This is a genomic window from Streptococcus viridans, from assembly GCF_900636365.1.
In the GTDB taxonomy this organism is placed as follows: Bacteria; Bacillota; Bacilli; order Lactobacillales; family Streptococcaceae; genus Streptococcus; species Streptococcus viridans_A.
Genome location: NZ_LR134266.1, coordinates 765,212 through 787,117, shown reverse-complemented (window position 1 = coordinate 787,117; position 21,906 = coordinate 765,212). Strand labels below are relative to the sequence as shown.

General features: G+C 44.4%; 19 protein-coding genes and 1 pseudogene. 3 read left to right on the top strand and 17 right to left on the bottom strand.

The window, feature by feature from the left end; translation table 11 throughout:
* Positions 1-242 precede the first annotated feature (242 nt).
* Genes EL081_RS04210 through EL081_RS04200 form a run of 3 tightly spaced genes read right to left on the bottom strand, consistent with a single transcriptional unit; the run spans position 243 to position 3,105 of the window.
* Positions 243-917 (bottom strand): potassium channel family protein, encoded by a 675-nt coding sequence (locus EL081_RS04210; protein WP_126404090.1) that lies wholly within the window; start codon positions 915-917, stop codon positions 243-245.
* Positions 918-926: 9 nt separating this feature from the next.
* Complete coding sequence (locus EL081_RS04205; RefSeq protein ID WP_126404089.1) at positions 927-2,309, bottom strand: TrkH family potassium uptake protein; 1,383 nt, start codon at positions 2,307-2,309, stop codon at positions 927-929.
* A 31-nt stretch (positions 2,310-2,340) separates the two neighbouring features.
* The gene (locus EL081_RS04200; RefSeq protein ID WP_126404088.1) at positions 2,341-3,105 is read right to left on the bottom strand and encodes a nucleoside phosphorylase; all 765 of its coding nucleotides are present in this window, start codon (positions 3,103-3,105) and stop codon (positions 2,341-2,343) included.
* A 158-nt stretch (positions 3,106-3,263) separates the two neighbouring features.
* On the opposite strand from EL081_RS04200, the gene EL081_RS04195 reads away from it, so the two are divergent.
* Positions 3,264-5,978: a DEAD/DEAH box helicase family protein gene (locus EL081_RS04195; protein WP_126404087.1), complete on the top strand. Its 2,715-nt coding sequence runs from the start codon at positions 3,264-3,266 to the stop codon at positions 5,976-5,978.
* 58 nt (positions 5,979-6,036) lie between these two features.
* On the opposite strand, the gene EL081_RS04190 is transcribed toward EL081_RS04195, so the two are convergent.
* Both EL081_RS04190 and EL081_RS04185 read right to left on the bottom strand, forming a co-directional pair.
* Positions 6,037-7,074, bottom strand: a complete 1,038-nt coding sequence (locus EL081_RS04190) for a zinc-binding dehydrogenase (RefSeq protein WP_126405035.1) — start codon at positions 7,072-7,074, stop codon at positions 6,037-6,039.
* 79 nt (positions 7,075-7,153) lie between these two features.
* On the bottom strand, positions 7,154-8,056 hold the full coding sequence (locus EL081_RS04185) for a cation diffusion facilitator family transporter (RefSeq protein WP_126404086.1): 903 nt from the start codon (positions 8,054-8,056) through the stop codon (positions 7,154-7,156).
* Between the two features lie 132 nt (positions 8,057-8,188).
* Between EL081_RS04185 and EL081_RS04180 the strand changes: the two genes are divergently transcribed.
* Together EL081_RS04180 and EL081_RS10240 are read left to right on the top strand one after the other, a co-directional pair.
* A complete protein-coding gene (locus EL081_RS04180) occupies positions 8,189-8,728 on the top strand; it encodes a TetR/AcrR family transcriptional regulator (protein WP_232011431.1) in 540 nt (179 codons plus the stop codon).
* A gap of 51 nt (positions 8,729-8,779) precedes the next feature.
* Entirely contained in the window at positions 8,780-9,100 is a 321-nt protein-coding gene (locus EL081_RS10240) for a glucuronide permease (RefSeq protein ID WP_126405034.1), read from the top strand.
* A 50-nt stretch (positions 9,101-9,150) separates the two neighbouring features.
* Here EL081_RS10240 and EL081_RS04170 read toward each other — a convergent pair whose 3' ends face one another.
* The 12 genes and pseudogenes from EL081_RS04170 to EL081_RS04115 form a co-directional block, all read right to left on the bottom strand.
* A complete protein-coding gene (locus tag EL081_RS04170) occupies positions 9,151-10,089 on the bottom strand; it encodes an AEC family transporter (protein WP_126404084.1) in 939 nt (312 codons plus the stop codon).
* Positions 10,090-10,316: 227 nt separating this feature from the next.
* Positions 10,317-11,837 carry an ABC transporter permease/substrate-binding protein gene (locus tag EL081_RS04165; protein ID WP_126404083.1) on the bottom strand — a complete coding sequence of 507 codons (1,521 nt, stop codon included), beginning with the start codon at positions 11,835-11,837 and terminating at the stop codon, positions 10,317-10,319.
* Positions 11,830-12,558 (bottom strand): ATP-binding cassette domain-containing protein, encoded by a 729-nt coding sequence (locus tag EL081_RS04160; RefSeq protein ID WP_126404082.1) that lies wholly within the window; start codon positions 12,556-12,558, stop codon positions 11,830-11,832. The genes EL081_RS04165 and EL081_RS04160 overlap by 8 nt, the downstream gene beginning before the upstream one ends.
* Before the next feature lie 159 nt (positions 12,559-12,717).
* A complete protein-coding gene (locus tag EL081_RS04155; protein ID WP_126404081.1) occupies positions 12,718-13,866 on the bottom strand; it encodes a DUF4767 domain-containing protein in 1,149 nt (382 codons plus the stop codon).
* A gap of 110 nt (positions 13,867-13,976) precedes the next feature.
* Positions 13,977-14,836, bottom strand: a pseudogene (locus EL081_RS04150) (alpha/beta hydrolase).
* A complete protein-coding gene (locus EL081_RS04145; protein WP_126404080.1) occupies positions 14,823-16,115 on the bottom strand; it encodes a PTS transporter subunit EIIC in 1,293 nt (430 codons plus the stop codon). The pseudogene EL081_RS04150 and the gene EL081_RS04145 overlap by 14 nt, the downstream one beginning before the upstream one ends.
* A 155-nt stretch (positions 16,116-16,270) precedes the next feature.
* Positions 16,271-16,579 (bottom strand): ABC transporter, encoded by a 309-nt coding sequence (locus EL081_RS04140; RefSeq protein ID WP_126404079.1) that lies wholly within the window; start codon positions 16,577-16,579, stop codon positions 16,271-16,273.
* Positions 16,580-16,734: 155 nt separating this feature from the next.
* Positions 16,735-17,319, bottom strand: a complete 585-nt coding sequence (locus tag EL081_RS04135) for a DUF1307 domain-containing protein (protein WP_126404078.1) — start codon at positions 17,317-17,319, stop codon at positions 16,735-16,737.
* 128 nt (positions 17,320-17,447) lie between these two features.
* Positions 17,448-18,446, bottom strand: a complete 999-nt coding sequence (galE, locus tag EL081_RS04130; protein ID WP_126404077.1) for a UDP-glucose 4-epimerase GalE — start codon at positions 18,444-18,446, stop codon at positions 17,448-17,450.
* Between the two features lie 63 nt (positions 18,447-18,509).
* Positions 18,510-19,982, bottom strand: coding sequence for a UDP-glucose--hexose-1-phosphate uridylyltransferase (gene galT, locus EL081_RS04125; RefSeq protein ID WP_126404076.1), 1,473 nt, complete (start codon positions 19,980-19,982; stop codon positions 18,510-18,512).
* Positions 19,979-20,638 (bottom strand): HAD family hydrolase, encoded by a 660-nt coding sequence (locus tag EL081_RS04120; protein ID WP_126404075.1) that lies wholly within the window; start codon positions 20,636-20,638, stop codon positions 19,979-19,981. The genes galT and EL081_RS04120 overlap by 4 nt, the downstream gene beginning before the upstream one ends.
* 11 nt (positions 20,639-20,649) lie before the next feature.
* Positions 20,650-21,816 carry a galactokinase gene (locus EL081_RS04115; protein WP_126404074.1) on the bottom strand — a complete coding sequence of 389 codons (1,167 nt, stop codon included), beginning with the start codon at positions 21,814-21,816 and terminating at the stop codon, positions 20,650-20,652.
* Positions 21,817-21,906: the final 90 nt, after the last annotated feature.

Below are 21,906 nucleotides of genomic sequence, written 5' to 3'. Positions count from 1 at the left end.
CTACTATAGTAGGATATGCTTAAAGAAACTTTAATTTTTAGTTAGTAATAAAATGCTATTAGTAAAGAGGCTGGGACAAAAGTCCGGCCTCTCAATTGTCTTTGGATTGTCAATCAAGACGCAGTGGTTGAGTGGGCTCTACTACGCTGATTTCATCAGCTTTTAGAGCCCTACTCAACTGTGCGGAGGTGGGACGACGAAATCGAATTCTAACGAATTACCGATTTCTGTCCCACTCTCTCTCAGTTTGTTTCCTCTAAGAGGTCTTGGATTCTATCCAGATACTGGTTGTCTGTCACCGCCATCACGCGCACCCCTTCTGGCCAGATAAAGTCGGGACCAATCTGACTTCGCAAAGGCTGGTCTTCCGCATCTCGATAGCCAATAATATTGAGTTGATATTGGTCTCTGATTTCCAAGTCTCGGATACTTTTTCCTACCCAGCTAGCTGGAACTGTAAACTCAACCACCACCACTGCTTCATCCAACTGGAAGACTTCAATCCCGTGTTGGAAAAGGATCATCTTAGCTAGAGACATCCCCGCTTCTACCTCTGGTAGGATGACCAAATCAGCCCCAATCTTCTCAAGGACTTCCTTGGTCACTTCATTCTTGACCTTGACAATGACTCGCTCAACACCAAGGGCCTTACAGTGCATGACCGCCAGCACACTGGATTCCAAGTTTTCTCCTGTCGCGATAACGACTGTGTCACAGTTCCCAATATCTGCCGCGTCCAAGAGGTCCATTTCTGTAATGTCTCCAACAATTCCAGTCGTAATCATGGATTCATATTGGTTGATCACATCTGCGTGATCGTCAATTGCAATAATATCCACATCCTGATCCTGCAGAGTTTTCAGGACACTCTGTCCAAAAATTCCTAATCCTAAAATTCCAATGGTTCGATTCTCCATAAGTTTCTCCTATCCAATAATGATGTCTGCCTTGGCATACTGCAAGGTATCTGCTTTCTTGGCCTGGTAATTGTTCAAGCTAACCATGAGGGTCAAAGGACCAATCCGTCCGATAAACATGAGGACCATGATAATGCCTAGTCCCGCTCCATTTAAGGTTGAGGTTACATTGGCGGTCACTCCCACTGTCGCTAGAGCGGATACCACCTCAAAGACCAAATAAATAAAGCGTTGGCCATCCGGCGTCACCAAACAGATTCCTAATAGCCCCACTAAGAAGGTCAACTGGAAAATCACCGCCGTCCCAAAGGAACGTTGAACAATGTCTGGTGAAATCGTACGTTTTCCTAAATTGGTATGTGGTAGCCCCAATAGTTCCTTCCGAGCCAGGAGCAAGAGGACCAGGAAGGTGGTGATCTTCATCCCCCCTGCTGTCCCGCCTGGTGCTCCACCTAAAAACATCTGCAAGAGATAGACGAAGAGCGTCACTGGTCGGACTGCTGTATAATCTAAGGAAGCAAAACCAGCTGTCCGCATGCTGACGGTTTGGAAAAAGCTGACTAAAATTTTCTCTCCCAAGGGGAGGGCCCCAATGGTTGCCGGATTATCAAACTCGGTCAAGAGACTGGTTACTGTCCCAAAGAGAAGGATCGCAGCTGTTAACCAGAGAACCACCTTAGTATGGAAGCGAAGAGTCCGCCGTCCTGATTGATTGCGGGCCTTGGTAGCGAGGTCAAACCAAACCATAAAGCCCAAGCCCCCAGTAATAATAAGGGTAGACAAGGTCAGGTTCACCAGCCAATCGGTCTGGAAACTCATCATACTATCGCCCCCAAAATTATCAAAGCCTGCATTACAAAAAGCTGAAACTGCGACAAAGATGGAGTTAAAGATTCCATGGTCCCAGCCAAAGCGAGGAATGAAGCGAATCATGAGGAGCAAGGCCCCCAGTCCTTCGATGGTAAAGGTGGTAATGAAAATAGAACGGACAAAACGGGCCAAGCTCTGGTTATTGCTAAAGCTAAAGCTGTCCCGAATGGTCTGTCGGTCCTTGTAGCTGAGCTTTTGACGACTTTCCATAAAGAAGAGACCGATAAAGGTCAAGATCCCCAGGCCACCGATCTGAATCAAGAGCATACAGATCAACTGCCCCCAGGCATTGTAGGTCGAGGCTACTGACTGGGTAAAGAGGCCCGTCACACAGACCATAGAGACTGCTGTAAAAAGGTGGTCGAGATAACCTGCTTTTGAGCTTGCTTGCTGGACAAAAGGCAGACTCAATAAGAGGGAGCCAATTAAGATAACCAAGAAAAAGCTGAAAAAGAGCCTCCTTGCTGGAGATAGACTTTTCATCTTGGACTGCCATTGTTTTAAAAATAATTTGACTAACATAGCTTCATTGTACCATAAAAAGAGAATAGACTTACAAGTGAAGAACCATTTCTAGGCACAATTCTAAGGCTTTATCGAATGCTTCGGATCCCCAGTCACGCTGGTCATAATTTTCCAGGTCTGCAAGGGAATCTGCGGTAAATAGGAGCAAGCCCCAAACCGCATCACGAAGCTGGGCTACTGCTGCCAATGAGGCGCACTCCATCTCCACAACACTACACCCTTCTTCAATGCGATAGGCCACCTTGTCAGGCGTTTCTCTATAAAAGCCGTCCGTCGACCAAGTCAGGACCTCTTGATAAGGAATTTCTTTTCCTTTTAAGACAGTTTCAATGGCAGTCAGTGCTCGACGATCCACTTCTATATAGCGAGAAGGCGCCACATAATGGTAACTAGCTCCCTCATCTCGCAAGGCCTTGGTCGGGATTAAAAAGGCATTTTCTTCCATGTCCACCAAGACGCCACAGCTACCTGCCGAAATCATCTTCTTCACCCCATAGCCAATTAACCAATCCATGAATTGAGCTGCTGGTGCAGATCCAACTGGCGCTTGGGCTAAGCAGATTTCCTCTCCTTGGTGCTCCATGACATAAACCGGATAGGTCTTGGTTGCTGAGACAAAGCTAGCTACTTGTTTGGCTCCAGCAGCTTTGGCAAAGCGGTCAATCTCATCCTCTAAGAAAGCATAAACGCATTTATCAGGCAAATGCAGGTCTAACCCCTCATGAGTCGGCATAATAACTGCCTGTGGGTTGTCATCAAACTCTAAAATAGGAATTTCATGTTTATGGATCATCAGCTACCTCCAAACTTGTTTGTAACATTATATAAGTCCATCTAGCCGGTGTCAAGAAGAGATTGCAAAAAGTACGATTTCCCTTCCATGGCAACTCCCCTTCTTAACTGAATACCTTCAACTATGATATAATGGGGACAGTACAAGGGAGGAAACCAATGTTACAAGAACTAGCATTTACAGGCCAATGGAGACACTATCAAAAACGCGTTCTCGATAAGAGTGACGCTTTTATGGCGGATGGCCACCTGCATTTGGTAGCAGCTCCTGGCTCTGGAAAAACAACCCTGGGAATCGAATTTATCAGACGCTTTGGTCAGCCAACCCTGATTTTAGCTCCTACAGTCACCATTCGTCAACAATGGGTGGACCGGATTGTCCAGGCATTTTTAAAAGACGAAAGCCAAGCGGAGCAACTGATCTCTCAGGACCTCAAACATCCTAAGCTGATTACAGTGGCTACCTATCAGGCCCTACACAGCGCCATGAACCAAGTCGTCGGTCAATCACAAGCTGAGGATACCGATGACCAGGCAGAGATTGAAACGTTTGATTTCAAAGGCTTTGATATCCTTACTACTTTCAAAGCCATCTCACTCGGAACCCTTTGTTTAGATGAGTGCCATCACCTGCGCAATGAATGGTGGAAGAGTTTGGAATCCTTTCGTCAAGCCTTCGCTGACTTAAAGATGATCTCCCTCACCGCTACCCCTCCCTATGAAGGGGATCCTGCCCTTTGGGAACGCTATATCCGCATGTGTGGTGAGATTGACGAGGAAATTACGGTTCCCGAATTGGTCAAGGAAGACACCCTTTGTCCTCACCAAGACTATGTCTACTTTGCCTTTCCAACCAAGGAAGAGCAAGAGCAGTTGAACGCCTTTAGCCAACAAAAGAATGCTCTCTTACAGCAACTGACTTCCGATCCCCTCTTTTGCCAATACCTCCAAACCTGCCAAGCCTTATCGGGTCAGATTAGCGATGATGAATTGCTCAATGAGCCCAAATATCTCTCAGCCACCCTGATCTTTCTTCGAAGCAAGGGGATTGACTTTCCCAAACGTTTCCAGGACCTTTTAGGAGCCAAGAAACTACCTGCTTTCACTCTGGACTGGCTTGAAATTCTCCTGCAAGGTCTGCTCTTTCAGGTGCCTCACTGGTACAATCTACCTGAGGAATACGAGAAGCAAGTCCTCCATGAATTAAAAGCGGCCAGCTTGATCGATCGAAAACAAGTCAAACTGGTCCGCAACAAAAAACAAGACCTCCTGCTCAACCAATCCCTCGGAAAACTCAATGCGGTTCGAGAGATTTTCAAGGCGGAATACCAGGCTCTTGGAAGTCAACTGCGCCAACTGGTCCTAACAGACTACATTCGCCAAGACTTTGAAGTTCATCTAGGAGACCAGGAGGCCCAATTCACTCAATTGGGAGTGCTCTCTTATTTCGAATCCATTCGCAGGGAAAGCTTAGAGCTAACTAGTCCTCCTGCCATCGCTGTCTTGACCGGCAGCATCGTCATCATCCCGACGGTCGCTAAGCCAAGATTAGAAGACCTTCTAGGAGAGAATCGATTGACTTACCAAAGTGTCGGCCAATTATCTCCTGATGACTTTCTCAAGGTTCGCTTGGTTGGTTCTCAACATGATTTGGTGACAGCCGTGACCCAGCTCTTTCAAGAAGGGCTTATCCAAGTCGTCATTGGAACCAAGTCACTTCTAGGAGAAGGCTGGGATGCTCCTTGCGTTAATTCCCTGATCCTAGCGAGCTTTGTCGGCAGTTTTATGCTCAGTAATCAAATGCGAGGCCGTGCCATCCGAGTGTGGCCTGAGGATCCAGACAAGACCAGTAACATCTGGCACCTGGTCTCCATCAATCTTTCCCTAAAGAAATGGTATGAAAAGTCCGATCTTGAAAAGGAAGAGATCGAAGCCATCACTGATCAACTGAAAGAATACAGTCCTGATCTAGAGCTTTTAGAGAGACGGATGAAACAATTTTTAGGCCTCCACTACAAGGAACCCTTTATCGAATCCGGAATCGAACGTCTATCCTTTGACAATATCCGCTATACTAAAAAACAGTTACAGAAACTCAACGAAGAGTCCTTAGAGCGCTCCACTCATCGTCAAGAACTTCGGGATGGCTGGCAAAAAGCTCTTCCGATTCTGGAGAATATGGAGATTGCAAATGAGGTCCAAGTGGATAAACACTTCCTGCCTCTGGCCCTATTTTTTGATGCCAGAAAGCTAGCTCGCTGGCTGACGGCCGCTGCTTTGACCGATGCTTTCGTCAACCTGATTTACTACTCACATAGAGGAGGAGGGAATAAAGCGTCTCTAATTCTTCTATTCGTTTTAGCTGTTCTCGCTATCCTTGCCTGGCTGCGCTACTATCTCTATAAGAGTCCTTATAAACGGCTAGAAGTGTTTGGCCAGGCCATTCACCAAGCCCTTCTCCTTTCTGGGCATATTCAAACCCAGGAGACCCGTATCCAAGTCGTACGAGACAGAAAGGATGCCATCAACACGCTGATCTATTTGAAGGGCGGAACCATGCGGGAGAAGGAACTCTTCTCGCAAACTATGATCGAGTTTTTCGCGCCGATTGAAAATCAGCGCTATATCCTGAAAGCACAGGAAAAAGTATCCGATCAGACAGAATATTTCGCTGTACCAAGCCTCTTTGACAAACGGAAAGAGGATGCCCAAGCCTTTGTGGAGCAAATCCGAAAGAGCCTAGGCAAGTATGACCTCGTCTATACCCGAAGTGCCGAAGGCCGTGCCATTCTTCTAGATGCGCGCATTAAGGCCTTAGCTAACAAACAAGAGCGTACCTTCACCAAGAAACAAGTGATGTCGGATTTGAAATAAGAATTTATTTCACAATAAAAGAAAAGTCTAGTAGTTTCATTTCTACTAGACTTTTTCATTACTCAATGACAATCATAGATTTAATGGTCTTGCGTTCATCCATGTCTTTATAGGCTTGATCAATCTCATCCAAGCTATAGCTATGAGTGAAGACGCGGCCTGGATTGATGTCGCCATCGAGGACAGCCTTGAGCAAGAACTGCTTGTCATAGGTGGTGACAGAGGCTGCCCCACCTGCCACTGAGATATTTTGGGCAAAGGTCGAACCTAGAGCACGGTTATTGTAATGAGGCACACCGACAAAACCTAAACGTCCACCATTGTGAAGAACCCCAAGGGCTTGATCGACAGCTGCTGCGGTACCCACACATTCAAGGGCGGCATCTGCTCCTCCTCCGAGGATTTCACGGACCTTGGCAATGCCTTCTTCACTACGCTCAGCCACAACAGCTGTCGCACCTGACTCCAAGGCCATCTTTTGACGGTCTTCGTGGCGACTCATGAGAACGATTTGCGATGCCCCACGCATCTTAGCCGCGATAACAGCGCATTGACCAACAGCACCATCTCCAATAACGACAACTTTGTCACCTGGTTTTACACCAGCCACACGCGCTGCATGGTAACCGGTCGGCATGACGTCAGCAAGTGTCAAAAGTGACTTAAGCATCCCTTCTGTGTAGTCAGACGGTTGTCCAGGAATTTTAACAAGGGCCCAATTAGCGTAGTGGAAGCGGATATATTCAGCTTGGAAATTCCCTCCAAGGTTATTCCCAATATGATTATCGCAAGAACCATCAAATCCAGCACGACAAGCATCGCATTCGCCACAGCCATGAGTAAATGGCACAATCACAAAATCACCTGGCTTAACTGTAGTAATGGCTTCTCCAGCTTCTTCAACGATTCCAATCGCTTCGTGTCCACTATTTTTGTGACCCGCTTTGATATCTGGATTACGATAGCTCCAAAGGTCTGAACCACAAACGCAAGCACGAACTACACGGATAATAACATCATCTGATTCTTGAATGCTTGGACGCTTGACTTCTTCAATACCGATCTGACCTGCCTTAGTATAGACTGCTGATTTCATAAACATTTACCTCTCTGTATCTAACTTATTTCAAGTATACACTATTTATGAAGCTTTCGCTCACTTATACTATAGTTCATTAATGATAATGTTCATGTCCATGGCTTTGGACTGCTTCTATCTCCTCCATATTGCGCTTATGGGCTTGGTGAGTTGCTAGGTCTACATCAACTTCAATGGTGATATTTTGGAAACCACAATCCTTGAGTATGCTTCGAATCGATTCCTTGCAAAGCTCCATCTGTTCAATCTCTTTTAAACAAACATGGACAATGGCATTTTTTTCCAAACCATCCATGGTCCAGAGATTGAGCTGATTGATACTAGCGACATGGTCTAACTCTGCCAAATCCGTCTTAATCTTCTGGACATCCACTCCTTCTGGCACGGCGTCGAGGAAAATCTTGAGTGTAGACCAAAAACGTGGAATAGCTTTTGAGAGAATAAAGATCGAAATGACAAGAGATAAGAGCGGATCCAGAATATACCAGTCGGTAAATCGCAGAACAATGGCCATTAGGATGACGGCCACCCAACCCAAAGTATCTTCCAGAAAATGCAGGCTAAGGATGGATTCGTTTTTTGTTTTTCCTTTACGAACTACTAGACTTGCCAATACATTGATACTGACCGCTATGATTCCTAACCAGAGGATTCCCTCATCATTGACCGGCTGTGGATGAAAGATTTTTGTTATATTTTCCAAGATAACCAGAACAGACCCTGTCATGAGAATCACAGCCGTGACCATGGCCCCCAAGAGGCTAAAGCGCTTATACCCCAAGGTATAGCGGCTGTCTTCTTCACGATTGGAAATACTCTCCAAAAAGGCTGAGATCCCAATAGCGATCGCATCCCCCAAGTCGTGGATGGAATCCGCAAGGACCGCACTGGACCCAAAAATCCCTCCTGCAATAAACTCAACAATGGCATAACTCAAATTCAAGAAAAAAGCTAACCAAACTGCATATTTTGTCTTCATAATCCTATATCCTTTGTTATAATAGATTCATGAACATCATGTTCATTATCATTATCCACTACTATCAACAGAAAGGATAGAAGCAAACTGCTCGCTATGTACGTTACTGAACAGTTTGTTCAAAGTGTCCATATGACAGCTAAGGATCGTCGCATCACCAAAACTCGAAAAGCTATCTATCAGGCGTTCTTACACTTACTCAACCAAAAAGACTACGAGGCCATCACCGTTCAGGAAATCATTGACCTTGCTGATGTGGGGCGCTCAACCTTTTACAGCCATTACGAGAGCAAGGAATTATTACTTGACGAGCTCTGTCAAAAGCTCTTTCATCACCTCTTTGAGCGTGCTGAACACCTATCCCCACAAGACTATCTGGCCCATATCTTTCAGCATTTCAAGAAAAATCAAGACCATGTGACCAGTCTCTTGCTCTCCAAAAACGATTATTTTATCCGGCAACTGCGAAAAGAACTAGAGCACGACGTCTACCCAATGGTAGCTGAGGAACTGATTCAATCACACCCCAACATTCCTAGCTCCTATCTCAAACACCTGGTCGTTACCAACTTCATTGAAACCCTCAGCTGGTGGTTGAAAAAAGGCAAGTCCTACACGGAACAAGAAGTGGTCCAGTTTTATTTGGAGATTTTAAAAGTCTCTTCTAACTAAGAACCGAGTTCATATTATTCATCATAGAAAGGAAATCCTACGTTCTTCTCCATTCTTCTCGGCTTTTTTACAGCCTTCTTAGCCCTTGCCTTTCCTGTCCTTCATTTATTGGCCAGCCTTTCAGAATTAAGAAAGGGCAAGAATACTCTAGGAAATCAGCTTCTGTTCATTGGTAGTTGCCTTGCGACCTTTTCTCTCATCCTCTACTTCTTTTTATCGATTGTTGCTTTATTCCTTTGGCTGATCGGCTGTGGTTTGATTTGCTACGGGGCCTATTGGAATGGGAAACACAAAGGAAACTTCCACCCAGTTCATCACCTGATTCGGATGTGCATCGCTCTGGTCCTTACCATCTTGTTAGCCTTGTTATAAGAAAAGCTCAAGTTTTAAGAAAAAACTTGAGCTTTTGTATTTTCTATTGATCAAGCCATCAACAGCATGAGAATAGGTATCACCACCATGGTTGCAAGGGTCGTCTCTGTCACCATGACTGCTGCATAATCACTATCAGCTCCGCAGAGTCTGGCAACAACTGGCGCATTGGTCATCACAGGCATGGCGGACTGGATGATAAAGACTTGCTTCATCAAACTTGGAAGGGGCACCCAGTAGACGATGGAGGCCATCAAGAGAGGGGCAACCAGGAAGCGACCTAGTAGAATCAATAGCTGATCTTTTCCCAGAACCAACTGCTTCACGCCTACATGAGACACCGACAAACCGATGAATATCATAGACAAGGGGGTCGTTAAATTACCCAGATACTGCAAATCACTGGCTAGAAAGGCTGGCAGCTGGATATGAAGGATCACCAAGACTATCCCTAAGAGAAAGCCCATCAGAGGCGGAGAAAAGACTTTTTTCAGACTGGTTTTGAGATCAAACTGAGCTTCTCCCTCACCATCTCGCTGGATCAGGTAGGTTCCCAAGGTCCAGAAAAAGGTCGTATTGCACATGTAATAGATCAAAACATAGGGAATACTAGCATCTCCAAAGAGGGCCTGGTTAATAGGGAGACCAACGAAAATGGTATTGGAATTAAAAAACATGGAAATAAAGAGGCCACGACGGTCCTGTCTCACCGCAAAGATCCTGGCTACACCTGTCGCTAGTCCAAGCAAAATAACCATAGACAGGGCAGGAAACCGCAAGGCTGGCAACATTTTAAGTAGATCTGCTGCTGTGAAGCGCTGCGTGATGGTGTAGAGCATATAGCAGGGAAGAGCAACCTGAGTGACCAGTTTAGCGATCAGGCCACGTGATTTGTCATCAAACCAGCCTTTTTCACATATGACAAAGCCCACTAAAATCATGCCCAGGATGACGAGAATCCCCGATATGCTCCTCAAAAAGATGTCCATGTTCTCTCCTTTTACTTTTTTTGAAATGAGAGTGTTTCTCCAAGTCTCAAAAACTATTCTAGTATATCACAAAAAGAGGTGGGGCAAAATGCCCCACCTCTAGTAGTCTGTTGATCATCCGTTCTACTTCTTCTTACTAACCTTTAACAACTAAATAATTCCGACTCATAGGGAAATCCTTAATAAGTAACTTAAATAAAGTGACTTTTTTCTATTTAAAAATCGCATTATTTTTTGATAACCCCTTCTTTCTCCAAAAAGTCACGCGCTACTTGATTAGCAGACTTGCCTTCTACTCCAACTTGGTAGTTCATCTGGCTCATCTGCTTCTCTGTAATTTTACCAGCCAACTTATTGAGAACAGCTTCCAATTCTGGATGTTTCTGAAGAAGCGCTTCTTTCATGAGGGGCGCCCCTTGATAAGGTGGGAAGAGTTGCTTGTCATCTTCGAGGACCACCAGGTCATAACGAGCAAGCTCGGCATCCGTTGAGTAGGCATCCGTTATCTGGATATCGCCAGACTGGATAGCCTGGTAACGGAGGGCTGGCTCCATAGTGGAGACTTGTAGATTAAGACCATAGACCTTCTGCAAGCCCTTGTTTCCGTCTTCTCGGTCGTTAAACTCCAAGGTAAAGCCTGCTTTGAGTTGTCCTTCTACCTTTTTCAAGTCGGAAATGGTCTTGAGGCCATAATCTTGGGCAATTTTCTTAGGCACTGCGACAGCATAGGTATTCTGATAAGCCATGGGTTTGAGCAAGGCTAGGTCGTCTTGTCGCTTGATCCCATCTCGGGCAGCTTTGTAGACTGCTTCTGGATCATGACCGACTTGTGGTGCTGGCTTGAGGAGACTTTCGGTCACGGTCCCTGTAAACTCTGGATAGATAGCGATGTCCCCTTTTTTCAGGGCTTCATAGAGGAAGGTAGTCTTTCCAAAATTCGGCTTGACGGTCACTGTCATATCTGTATTTTCTTCGATCAAGATCTTATACATATTAGCTAGAATTTCGGGTTCTGGTCCTAACTTCCCAGCAATGACCAGGTTTTCTTTCTTCGTTTTTGGAAGAAGACTTGGCGTATAAGAAGCTCCTAATCCAAGGACCATGACAGCAAAGGCCGCAAAGATGGTCCGCAATTTAGCCTTTTCCATCCATTTGAGAAGAAGGTTAAAAGCGATGGCCAAGAAGGCAGAGGATAGGGCACCGATCAAAATCAGACTGGCATTATTGCGGTCAATCCCTAGAAGGATAAAGGAACCAAGTCCCCCAGCTCCAATCAAGGCAGCTAGAGTAGCCGTCCCGATAATCATCACAGCTGCTGTCCGAATCCCAGACATAATAACAGGCATGGCCAAGGGAATCTCGAACTTCTTGAGTCGTTCCCACTTGGTCATCCCAAAGGCGACCCCTGCTTCTTCAAGGCTTGGATCAATCCCTTGTAAACCAGTGATGGTATTTTGAAGGATGGGGAAAATGGCATAGATGACGAGAGCTGTCAAAGCTGGGAGCGTCCCAATGCCCATAATGGGAATGAAGAGGCCGAGAAGAGCCATGGAAGGAATGGTCTGGAAGATCCCAGCTACCTGCAAGACCCAGTTGCTCGCTCTCATGCGCGTACTTAAATAAATAGCTAATGGAACAGCTAGAAAAATCGCAAGGAGCAAGGTCAGTAATGACAGTTGCAAATGTTGCCCCAGTGCTGTAAGCCAGTCCCCAAAGCGTTCTTGAAAGGTTGCAAATAGTTTAGACATGGTGCGCACCTCCAAATAGATCTGCAACAAAGTCGTTGGCTGGCTGGTCTAGAATTGTCTCAGAATCCGCCACTTGTACAATCTCTCCTTCTTGCAGTACTGCAATCCGATCCCCTAATTTCAAAGCCTCATCCGTATCATGTGTTACGAAGATGGTGGTCATCCCGAACTCCTTGTGCAAATCCTTGGTGAGAGCTTGCAACTGCTTGCGAGAGATGGCATCCAAGGCTGAAAAAGGCTCGTCCATCAATAGAATTTTTGGTTCCCCAATGATGGCTCGTACAATGCCAATCCGCTGTTGCTCCCCACCAGATAACTCGCTTGGTAACCGATGAGCGTACTCTGCAGCAGGGAGACCAACCTTGTTCAATAGTTCTTCTGTTTTAGAAGCAATTTGCTCCTTGCTCCAGCCCTTCATCTCAGGAATGAGAGCTATATTTTCCGCAACCGTCAAGTTAGGAAATAAGGCAATGGCTTGAAGGACATAGCCGGTACTGAGACGTAACTCCCGTTCATCATAGTCCTTGATACGTTTCCCATCCATATAGATATTGCCATCTGTCGGCTCCAAAAGACGGTTCACCATCTTGATCATGGTGGTCTTACCAGATCCTGAAGGACCCACTAGCACCATGAATTCTCCATTTTCAATGCGGAGATTGACATCTTTTAAAATGTCTGTATCCGTGTAGCGCAGGACTACATTTTTGTATTCAATCATTCAGATTACTCTTTACTTTCTTCATTAATCTCAACTGAAGTTCCTAGTCTTTAACTTATACATGAAATTGTAATACTCGCCATTACATCTGTCAATTGATTTGATTTCAAATGCTGAAGAAAAAGAGCTTGGCCAAGACCAAACTCTGGATAATGAAAATTATTCCTCTTCCACCAAGCGTTTGAACTCTGCCTGGAGTTCAGCATTTTCAGTCGGTTTAAGATACATTTGTCCTCCATTAGTTGTATCTGAATGAAAAACAATAGGTTCTCCCGTATTGGTGATAGCGAAAAAGTAACTATGAACATCTGGAAATTTATCCCAATTACTGTAGCGTTCTACAATTCGATATTGAGCATTTCCTAGACCTGTATCCGTATACTCGGCATTCATTTTCTCACTTGGTCCATCATCCCTAAGTGTATAGAGGTGGTCTGGCCCTACATCCCCTCCTGCGATCCCCTTTTGGTAATTGGGTTGTCCTAGTCTTTCTCCCCAGTCCTTTATAAAAGCTTCCAGTTTCGCTGATTTGTTGGCATTCCAAGGAGCTTTTAGTTGTGTTTCTGATTTAGTTGAACGACTTGGAACTTCAAATTCCTGCCAATCGAGGCCTCTTAAGTCAATTTGATCCGATGCATTTTTTCCAAAATCAGCAGCAATATCATTTGCTTGTATTTGAATCTCTTTTTCTTGGAGTATAGTCGCTTGCTCTTGCTTGGCATTAAGTCGATAAAGAGTCCCATAACCTTGCCCCGTTCCTGAAGACCAGCTAAGCTCTAGAACTTCTCCTCCTTTATAGACAAGCGCAGCATTTCTTGCTCCACCATGACCTGCCACGAACCCTTCTCCCAAAAGGACAGGTTTCCCAGCTTGCAAATAGTAGAGACCGGTTAAGAAATATTTGCCACTCACATTTAGGTCTGCAATCAGCAGTTCCTCTATCCCATCATTATTCAAATCCGCAAAGGCATAGCGCATTTCATCTGCTTGATTGACCGCATTCTCGACTGCCCAACTATTGATTGGACGCTCAGTTGCTTGTAAACTTTGATAGAGACTTGCAATACTTGCTGTATCCTTTGGCGAGGTCAAAATCTTTTGATAATCCTCAAATACAGGCTGGTACAACTTCTTGTAATCTTTTTTTACGTCTTTTTTTGTGACCTTTTTACTAGAAGATGATAAAGTCGTTGTTTCCGAGCTGTTATTCAACTGACTAGAATGTCGAGGAGTTCGTTTGCTACAACCAACCGTAACAAGTCCTGCTGCTAGGAGAATGACTGCTCCCAATTTCTCTTTTCGTTTCATAAGTTTCTCCTTTTGTGTCATCCTTGATAGCTGTACTTTTCTCTTTATATTATACCCAAAAAGAAGGCTACACCTAATAATTTGTGTAAAACCTTCTTAGTATATATGATTTAATTCGGATTTTTCTGCTCCCGCTGATTTTGATGATCCTGGCTTTCAATGTGTTGCTTGATCAAGGCAACCACTTCATCATTGGTCGGAAGGTCTGAGTGTTGCGCATCCTCTCCTGTCACCGTAATCTCTGTATAACTGGCTGCTTGATTTTGATAGATATACTTACCGGCCGATACACTAGCATCCGGAACTAACTCATCTGAGTCATAGGTAATGGTCCCTGCTACCGAATACATATGGAGAGTTGTCGGGATAGCCTTTCTAGCCTTGATAAAGTCTGCCAACATCTCTGATTTATTTTTGATGTTGGTCTCGGTAAAGTTATAAGGGGTCCCAATGGTCATGAGGGTCTTGAGATCCACGTCATAATCCCCTAGATAATTTTCAATAAAGGCGGTATAAATCAAGCCTCCATTGGAGTGGGCCAGTCCCTTAAAGTTATTGAAGTTGTATTTTTCTTGCAAGGCTTCAAAGGCTTGGTTAACCATCTTGGCTTGCTTTTTAATATTGCTGTAGCCATCCTTGTTGTTTTCAAAACCAATGACGATAATCGGTTCATTGTCTTTGGCATCAATACTCCCACTATAAGTAATGGTCCCATCATTCCAGACCTTGCCTTGAGCAGGCTGTGTTTGGTTCCTTGCCGGTCTTGGTTGAGCTTAGTCACCAAGCCATCAAAGCGATTTTCCGTCGCGGAACTTCCAGGAATCATGATAATAGGCGATAGTTTTGAATTATAGAATTTTTCGATTTTCTGGACATTTTTTCGAGTCCAGCTATAAGAAGGCACAGCCAAGCCAATCAAGAAAAGGCAGACCAAGGTGAAGACCAGCGCTGTTTTTTTAGAGATTTTCATGGCTTCCTCCTTCTTCTAGCAAATCTTTCCGAACTTGGTTGCCCATACGGACAAAAGGAATATAAAGGGCTACGTCTAGGGCAAAGCAGAGGAGACTCACAGCTAAAGCTCTCAGGCTTCCTCCCGTCCCAATAAATGCATAAAGGATGCTTGGTGTCCCATCTGGCACTGGATAGACAGCTGCTGGCATCAGTTTGAAGCACAAGGCCAGAGCTGCAATTCCCATATTGACCAAGGGGACCAATAAGAAGGGAATCACATATAGCAGGTTAAGGAGGACTGGAATTCCTACCATAAAAGGAGCGCCATTGTTAAAGAGACTTGGAAAGATACTAAGGAAACTAACTTTCTTGTCCTTTTGACTTCGTGAAACCAGTAAGATCGCAACCAAAAGTGCCAGGACTGCACCCACTCCTGCCACCATGCCATAACTGCGGTACAAATTGGTCAAGGTGTAGAGATAAGGAATGCCTGTTGTCGTATGATTGGTGACGGCATAAGTCAGATTTTCCAAGGCAAAACTATCATCCGCAATCGAGTTCAAGGCAAAAACCTGACTGTTTCCTACCCAAGCCGATAAGCTATTCAAGAGTCCCATGACAAAGGTGGATAAGAGATGATGACTGGTCGCCGTCAGTGAACTGAAAAACTGACCGATGGTCTGAAAGACACGGTACTGATTGCCCAGGACTAAGAGACCATTTAGACTGACTCCTAAGAGCAGAGACAAGAAAATCGGGCGTACAGTCTTGGGTTGATAAATAAAGTCTTTATTGACGATTTGGTCGTCACTGGCTTTGGAAAGACGAAAAATCTGGCCAATTAGGTAACCTAAAAAAATCGCCAAGAAAATATTGGTCGTCGCAGGTAGATTGATGTGAGTTAGTTGCCCATCCCGAAGAGGCCCCATCAATAATCCCTGTGAGCTAACAAGAAAACTGACCATAAGAGCTGTCACACCAGCCGTCCCTGTACTTCTCCCATAATGTCCAGCAGTATATTTCCCTGCAAAATAGGTTGCTAAAGGTCCAGCCAAACCACTTGTAAAATTAGAAAGATTGGACAAGACTTGACCCGTGAGCTGAAACCTTGGGAACCAGTCCGAAACAGAAAAGAGCATATTTATATAGCCTCTATCTGAAAAGAAGGACTGGGAAATCACGCGAACAATTGCTGAGAAAAGTAAAAATGGAAAGAGAGATACCAAGGTCTTCTGGGTGATTTGTACAAATCCACGCTCTCGAAACCAGAGAAATTTTTGCACCAAATATTTTATCATTCTTGCTCCTACTATCCTTGTTGACCAGTTAGGTGACATTACTCGTGCACACCCTTCTGTTTTCTTCATTATAGTATATCCTTACCCTTCTCAGGTTTACCTAGACTTCTTATATCGAGTAGTTAAAGTAAAAGAGAGGTATTTTAAACCTCTCTTTATTGATTCAATAAATGCTCAGAAATTATCTTGTTAGAAGAGGATAGAATATTGTTAATATGGTTTCTTTTTTCAAAGTCATTATCCCAATAGTAAATATCAGATAAGCCTCCGTGTGGTGGAAAAAGGGCTTGATACAGTGACAATTTATCCCTTAAACTCATTTCTTTATTAGTATTTACATATTCTTTCAAAATATGTAGCTCATCCACTTGTGGACCAATATTTTTAATATTATATTTGTCAATGATAGACAACAAATGATTGATCGCTTCTAAAAAAGTTTCTTTCATACTACTATTCATCATTATAGAAACCTCATTAACAACTGCTATTTTTTCATACAACAGTTAAGTTAAATTTCTTTAAACTCACTTTTCCTTAAATCCTATTCTACCAAAATATGCCCATGAATTCATACCAAAACAAAAAGAGCAGCAAACTGAGCTGCTCTCCATTTAGTTTATTTTTCGACCATACCGCCTTTGATAAGACTGTCTTTCGTTACTGAATAACTAACTGTTTTGTCATCTAGGGGATTAAAGCCTGGTACGATTTCTTTTAATTTTTTCAAATCGATTTTTGTGTAATCAATGGTATTGCGGATATAAAAGATTCCATCTTTGTATTCTGATGTCAGTTCAAATCCTTGTCCCATCAAATCTTTGAACATTTCTTGGCTCTTAGCAACGGCTTCTTTCATGGATTCAAGAGGGTTTTCACCAGGAACTTTTGAGACGTCGTAATCATCAACTTTTTCTTGTACTAACAAGGTATCTCCCTTGTAATACAAGGTTACAGTGGACTTACCTGCTTCATCACTCGATTCAAGAACCGTTTTTTGAGCACCTGCTAGTGCATCCTCTTTTTGGCTTTCATCCGTTGATGACTCTTTTGTCTTCTCTTTAGCGGATGATTTGCTTGTTGCTTTACTAGTCGCCTTAGTGGACGATGGACTAGTAGATTTTGTACTCTCTTTTTGTGCACAACCAGCTAAAAGAAGACCCGCTGTCAAGAAGACGGCTAACATTTTTGTGGTTTTATTCATTTTGAATACCTCACTTTTTTATGATGGTTAGGGAAATGACTGATGTCTGAAACGAGTCATTTAGCAAGATCAACTGTCGTTTTAGATGTTATTAGAAAAGCCTCAAAAATGATGTTCGCAGTCCCTCCTTATCGATCATTGTAGCCATCCGGGTGGCTGGAATGCCAAGCCCAGGCTGTTTGAATGATGGTTTCGATATTGTCAAATTTTGGTTGCCAGCCGAGGATGGCACGCGCCTTCTCAGATGATGCAATCAGGGTATCTGGATCTCCTGGTCTACGATCTGCAATCTCCAGAGGGATTGGATGTCCCGTCACCTTTCGGGCTGCTTCTACGATTTGAAGATTGGAGAATCCAGTCGACGAGCCCAGGTTAAAGGCAGTAGATGGGTTGCCATTACGCAGATACTCCACTGCTAAAAGATGGGCATCCGCCAAGTCAAATGGATGGACATAGTCCCGAACATTGGTGCCATCTGGTGTCTGGTAGTCATCTCCAAAAATAGAGATCTTCTCGCGTTTTCCTTGGGCCACTTGTAAGACGATCGGTAAGAGATGGGTCTCTGGTCCATGGTCTTCCCCGATAGATCCGTCAGGCTTAGCACCCGCTACATTAAAGTAACGAAGGGGCACATACTTGATGCCGTAGGCTTGATCGGCCCAACGCATAATAGTTTCCATCATGAGCTTGCTTTCTCCATAAGGGTTGATCGGATTTTGCGGAGTGGTTTCAAGAATCGGAATTTCTTCTGGAATGCCGTAGGTGGCAGCAGTTGAAGAAAAGACGATGTAGTGCACCCCACATTCATGCATGACTTCCAAGAGTTTGACCATGCCTGCTGTATTGTTGTCAAAATATTTCAATGGATCTGCCATGGATTCAGCGACCAGTGAGTAGGCCGCAAAGTGGATGACAGCGTCAATATCTGCATGTTCCTTAAAAACAGTGCGCATAAAGTCTTGATCTGCTAGGTCTCCTTGGTAAAAGACGGCATCTGGATGCACCGCTGCAAGGTGGCCTGTGACCAAGCTATCAACCACGACGACTTTTTCCTGTCCTTCATTAACCAAGCGGTCCACCATGTGGGAACCGATATAGCCGGCTCCTCCGAGTACGAGTATTGCCATTTATTTTCCTTTCGCTTCTTTGTTTCTCTCTTATTGTACCAAATTTCTGCCTCTTCTCCACACTTAAAGTGTCGCAACAAAGCGTCTAAAGGCAGCTTGTCCTTCTGCTGTTCGCTTGTAGACTCCAGCATCTTCCAGCACCCGCGCAAAGATTTGACCGACTGATTTACGGACAAGGGCTTCTGCCTCTGCTTCATCTGTGAGGGATGGGTGAGTGGCTTTCAAATCATCTGCCCAAGGCTGGTGGTAGGTCGCTACCGTGCTCTCACGTCCAAGTAGATAGTCTTGGACCTGCTTGAGTTCTTCCTTAAGACGAGGTGGCAAAATCGCTAGCCCCATGACTTCGATTAGGCCGATATTTTCTTTTTTGATGTGTTGCACATCTGCATGCGGGTGATAAATGCCATCTGGATGCTCTGGTGAGGTTTGGTTGTCACGGAGCACCAAATCCAGTTCATAATGCCCATCACGAATCCGTGCAATAGGGGTAATGGTATGGTGGGGCTGACCGTCGGATGCCGCTAAGACTTGAACGGCTGGATCCGAGTAGCCTCGCCAGGCTGTTAGGATATGGTCTGCCAGGGCAATCAATTGCGCCTTGTCATCTGATTGCAAACGAAGAACTGACATGGGCCAGTTGACAATCCCTAGCGATACAGCCTCAAATCCCTCAACGCTAAAGCTTTCCTCAACAGGAGCTAGCTCCATAGGGAAGGTGTGCCGTCCGCCTTGGTAATGGTCATGAGTCAGGATGGATCCCCCTACAATGGGCAGATCTGCATTAGACCCTGCAAAATAGCCTGGAAAAGTCTCGACAATGGTCAAGAGTCGCTCAAAGGTCTTGCGACTAATGGCCATGGGCACATGCTGGCTATCGAGGAAAATGCAGTGTTCATTGAAGTAAGCGTAAGGGGAATACTGGAAGCCCCAATCATGACCGTCCATATCAAAACGAATAATCCGGTGATTGGCCCGTGCTGGATGGTCTAGGCGACCTTGATAGCCTTCATTTTCAAAGCACAATTGGCAGGCTGGATAATGACTGACTTTGGCAAGTTTGGCCGCTGCAATGTCTTTAGGATCTTTTTCAGGTTTTGACAGATTGATGGTGATTTCAAGAGAGCCATAGGGAGTCTCTGCTTCAAAAGCTATATTCTGCGCAATGGCTTTGACTTTGATGTAATCATTGCGCTTAGAAAGGGCATAGAAATCCGCAATCGCGTCTTCCTTGGACTGACGGTAAGTCTCCCAGAAACGATGGTTGACCTGACTAGGACTGGGGGTGATCCAATCCATCAACTCCGCACCTAGGCTGTCCTTAGCGGCCATGCTGTCTTGGATCTTATTATTCGCAACAGCGATCTCTACCAGCTGATCTTTGAGCGCAATCAAGTCTTCTTTTTGAGCTGGAGCGTCTAGCCCTTCTTCTCCAACGCGACTCATGACGCGATTTTTTAGATAAATCCGATCCATCTCTTCGTAGTCACTCGTCGCAATGACGGCTGTGACAAATGCATCCAAAATTCCCTGATTCATTGATTCTCCTTCTTACATTTTAAATAGTCTCTGACACAATCTAAATCCTGGAAAACTTGTTCTGCTTTAGTTAAGAAAGACTGTGCTGGTACTTTTAAATCTGGAACACAAATAACTGGAATCCCAGCCCGATAGGCTGCTTCAATCCCTGCTTCACTATCCTCTAGTACTAAGCAATTCTCTGGCAAAGCATTCAAATCACTACAAGCCTTTAAAAATATATCTGGATAAGGTTTACTTCGCTTGACATCTTTTGCAAAAACTAAATGGTCAAATAGGGACAATATATCATTGCTATCCAAGATCATTCTAGCCCGAGATTCAACACTTGAAGTTGCTAGGGCGATTGGGATGCCCTCTGTTTTCAAAAAAGTAAGCAAATTTTTAGCACCTTTTTTTAAATTGACACCTTGGGCTAAGATTTTAGCTTCCAGTTCATAGACTTTAGCCAAGGTTTGGTCAAAGTTCCAGGGTAAATCATAGGTATCCAAAAATCGTTGAACATTCTCCTCTTCCCTATGTCCACTGTAGTCTCTGGAGTAGGTTTCTTCTGTGAAAGGAATTCCAAAATCTCCAAGCAATTCTTGATAAACTTTTAGAGAAATGATTTCCGTATCAGCTAATAAGCCATCTAAATCAAATATTACAGCTTCCATTTACCTCTCTCCTAATCTAAAACGCGACTGCCCCCTGCTACTTCAGCAATGTAGAAGCTAGGCGCATAGCCAACGACTTCTTCATAGCGTTTGCCGACAGCTTCTTTAAATGCTTCAACCTTATCTTTGTTTACGAGGGCAATGGCGCAACCACCAAAGCCTGCTCCTGTCATACGAGCGCCCAAGACGCCTTCTTGTTCCCAGGCTGTATGCACCAAGGTATCCAATTCTAGACCAGTCACTTCATAGTCATGCTCCAAGGATACGTGGGAAGCATTCATGAGACGGCCAAAGCCTTCCAAATCACCTGCTTCAAGTGCCTTAAGTGCTTGGAGAGTCCGTTGGTTTTCAAGTACAGCATGACGAGCCCGTTTGATACGATTTTCATCCTTGATCAAGTAGCTGTAAGCATCAAAAGCCCAGAGATCCAATTCCCCTAAAGTTTGGATGTCTAGTTTTTCTTGGAGTTCAGAGACGGCGGTTTCACATTCCGCACGACGTTCATTGTATTTGGAATCCGCTAATTCCCGGCGTTTGTTGGTATTCATGATGACCACGACATTGTCTTTAAGATCCAGCGGTACCAAATCATATTCTAGGGTGTTGGTATCGAGATAAATAGCCCGTTGATCTGCCCCCATACCGATGGCAAATTGGTCCATGATACCTGAGTTGACACCGATGAAATGATTTTCGGTTTGTTTGCCGATCTTGACTAGATCTAAGCGATCTAACTGAAGATCAAATAGTTTCTCAGCAATGACGCCAATCAAGAGCTCTAAGGAAGCCGAAGAGGAGAGGCCTGATCCATTGGGAATATTGCCATAAACATAGACGTCCATGCCGCTATCAATGACGTGTCCCGCTTCTTGTAAGAAATGGAGCACACCTTTTGGATAGTTGGTCCAGTTGTGCTCTTTTTCAAAACGAAGATGATCCAGTGGGACTTCAATGATCCCCTTGTCTTCAAAATTTCCTGAGAAGAAACGCAAGACCTTATCCTCACGTTTTCTTGCAGCCCCGTAGGTACCAAGTGTAATGGCTGCTGGGAAGACATGCCCTCCGTTGTAGTCTGTGTGTTCACCGATCAAATTAATCCGTCCTGGTGAAAAGAAGGTATGATCCGCTTCTGCTCCAAAGACTGTTTGAAAAGCGTTCCGAAGTTCTAGAGTATTCATTGAGATTACCTCACTTATATAGTTATTTATCTTTAGTGTAACCCTTTTCATCAAGCAAATCAATTCATTTACTAAAATTTTAGTAAAATA

What these genes read in the sequence shown, in the direction of transcription:
- EL081_RS04210 (WP_126404090.1), bottom strand. Translation starts at nt 917, where the DNA reads ATGGAGAATCGAACCATTGGAATTTTAGGATTAGGAATTTTTGGACAG.
- EL081_RS04205 (WP_126404089.1), bottom strand. Translation starts at nt 2,309, where the DNA reads ATGTTAGTCAAATTATTTTTAAAACAATGGCAGTCCAAGATGAAAAGT.
- EL081_RS04200 (WP_126404088.1), bottom strand. Translation starts at nt 3,105, where the DNA reads ATGATCCATAAACATGAAATTCCTATTTTAGAGTTTGATGACAACCCA.
- EL081_RS04195 (WP_126404087.1), top strand. Translation starts at nt 3,264, where the DNA reads ATGTTACAAGAACTAGCATTTACAGGCCAATGGAGACACTATCAAAAA.
- EL081_RS04190 (WP_126405035.1), bottom strand. Translation starts at nt 7,074, where the DNA reads ATGAAATCAGCAGTCTATACTAAGGCAGGTCAGATCGGTATTGAAGAA.
- EL081_RS04185 (WP_126404086.1), bottom strand. Translation starts at nt 8,056, where the DNA reads ATGAAGACAAAATATGCAGTTTGGTTAGCTTTTTTCTTGAATTTGAGT.
- EL081_RS04180 (WP_232011431.1), top strand. Translation starts at nt 8,189, where the DNA reads ATGACAGCTAAGGATCGTCGCATCACCAAAACTCGAAAAGCTATCTAT.
- EL081_RS04170 (WP_126404084.1), bottom strand. Translation starts at nt 10,089, where the DNA reads ATGGACATCTTTTTGAGGAGCATATCGGGGATTCTCGTCATCCTGGGC.
- EL081_RS04165 (WP_126404083.1), bottom strand. Translation starts at nt 11,837, where the DNA reads ATGTCTAAACTATTTGCAACCTTTCAAGAACGCTTTGGGGACTGGCTT.
- EL081_RS04160 (WP_126404082.1), bottom strand. Translation starts at nt 12,558, where the DNA reads ATGATTGAATACAAAAATGTAGTCCTGCGCTACACGGATACAGACATT.
- EL081_RS04155 (WP_126404081.1), bottom strand. Translation starts at nt 13,866, where the DNA reads ATGAAACGAAAAGAGAAATTGGGAGCAGTCATTCTCCTAGCAGCAGGA.
- EL081_RS04145 (WP_126404080.1), bottom strand. Translation starts at nt 16,115, where the DNA reads ATGATAAAATATTTGGTGCAAAAATTTCTCTGGTTTCGAGAGCGTGGA.
- EL081_RS04140 (WP_126404079.1), bottom strand. Translation starts at nt 16,579, where the DNA reads ATGATGAATAGTAGTATGAAAGAAACTTTTTTAGAAGCGATCAATCAT.
- EL081_RS04135 (WP_126404078.1), bottom strand. Translation starts at nt 17,319, where the DNA reads ATGAATAAAACCACAAAAATGTTAGCCGTCTTCTTGACAGCGGGTCTT.
- galE (WP_126404077.1), bottom strand. Translation starts at nt 18,446, where the DNA reads ATGGCAATACTCGTACTCGGAGGAGCCGGCTATATCGGTTCCCACATG.
- galT (WP_126404076.1), bottom strand. Translation starts at nt 19,982, where the DNA reads ATGAATCAGGGAATTTTGGATGCATTTGTCACAGCCGTCATTGCGACG.
- EL081_RS04120 (WP_126404075.1), bottom strand. Translation starts at nt 20,638, where the DNA reads ATGGAAGCTGTAATATTTGATTTAGATGGCTTATTAGCTGATACGGAA.
- EL081_RS04115 (WP_126404074.1), bottom strand. Translation starts at nt 21,816, where the DNA reads ATGAATACTCTAGAACTTCGGAACGCTTTTCAAACAGTCTTTGGAGCA.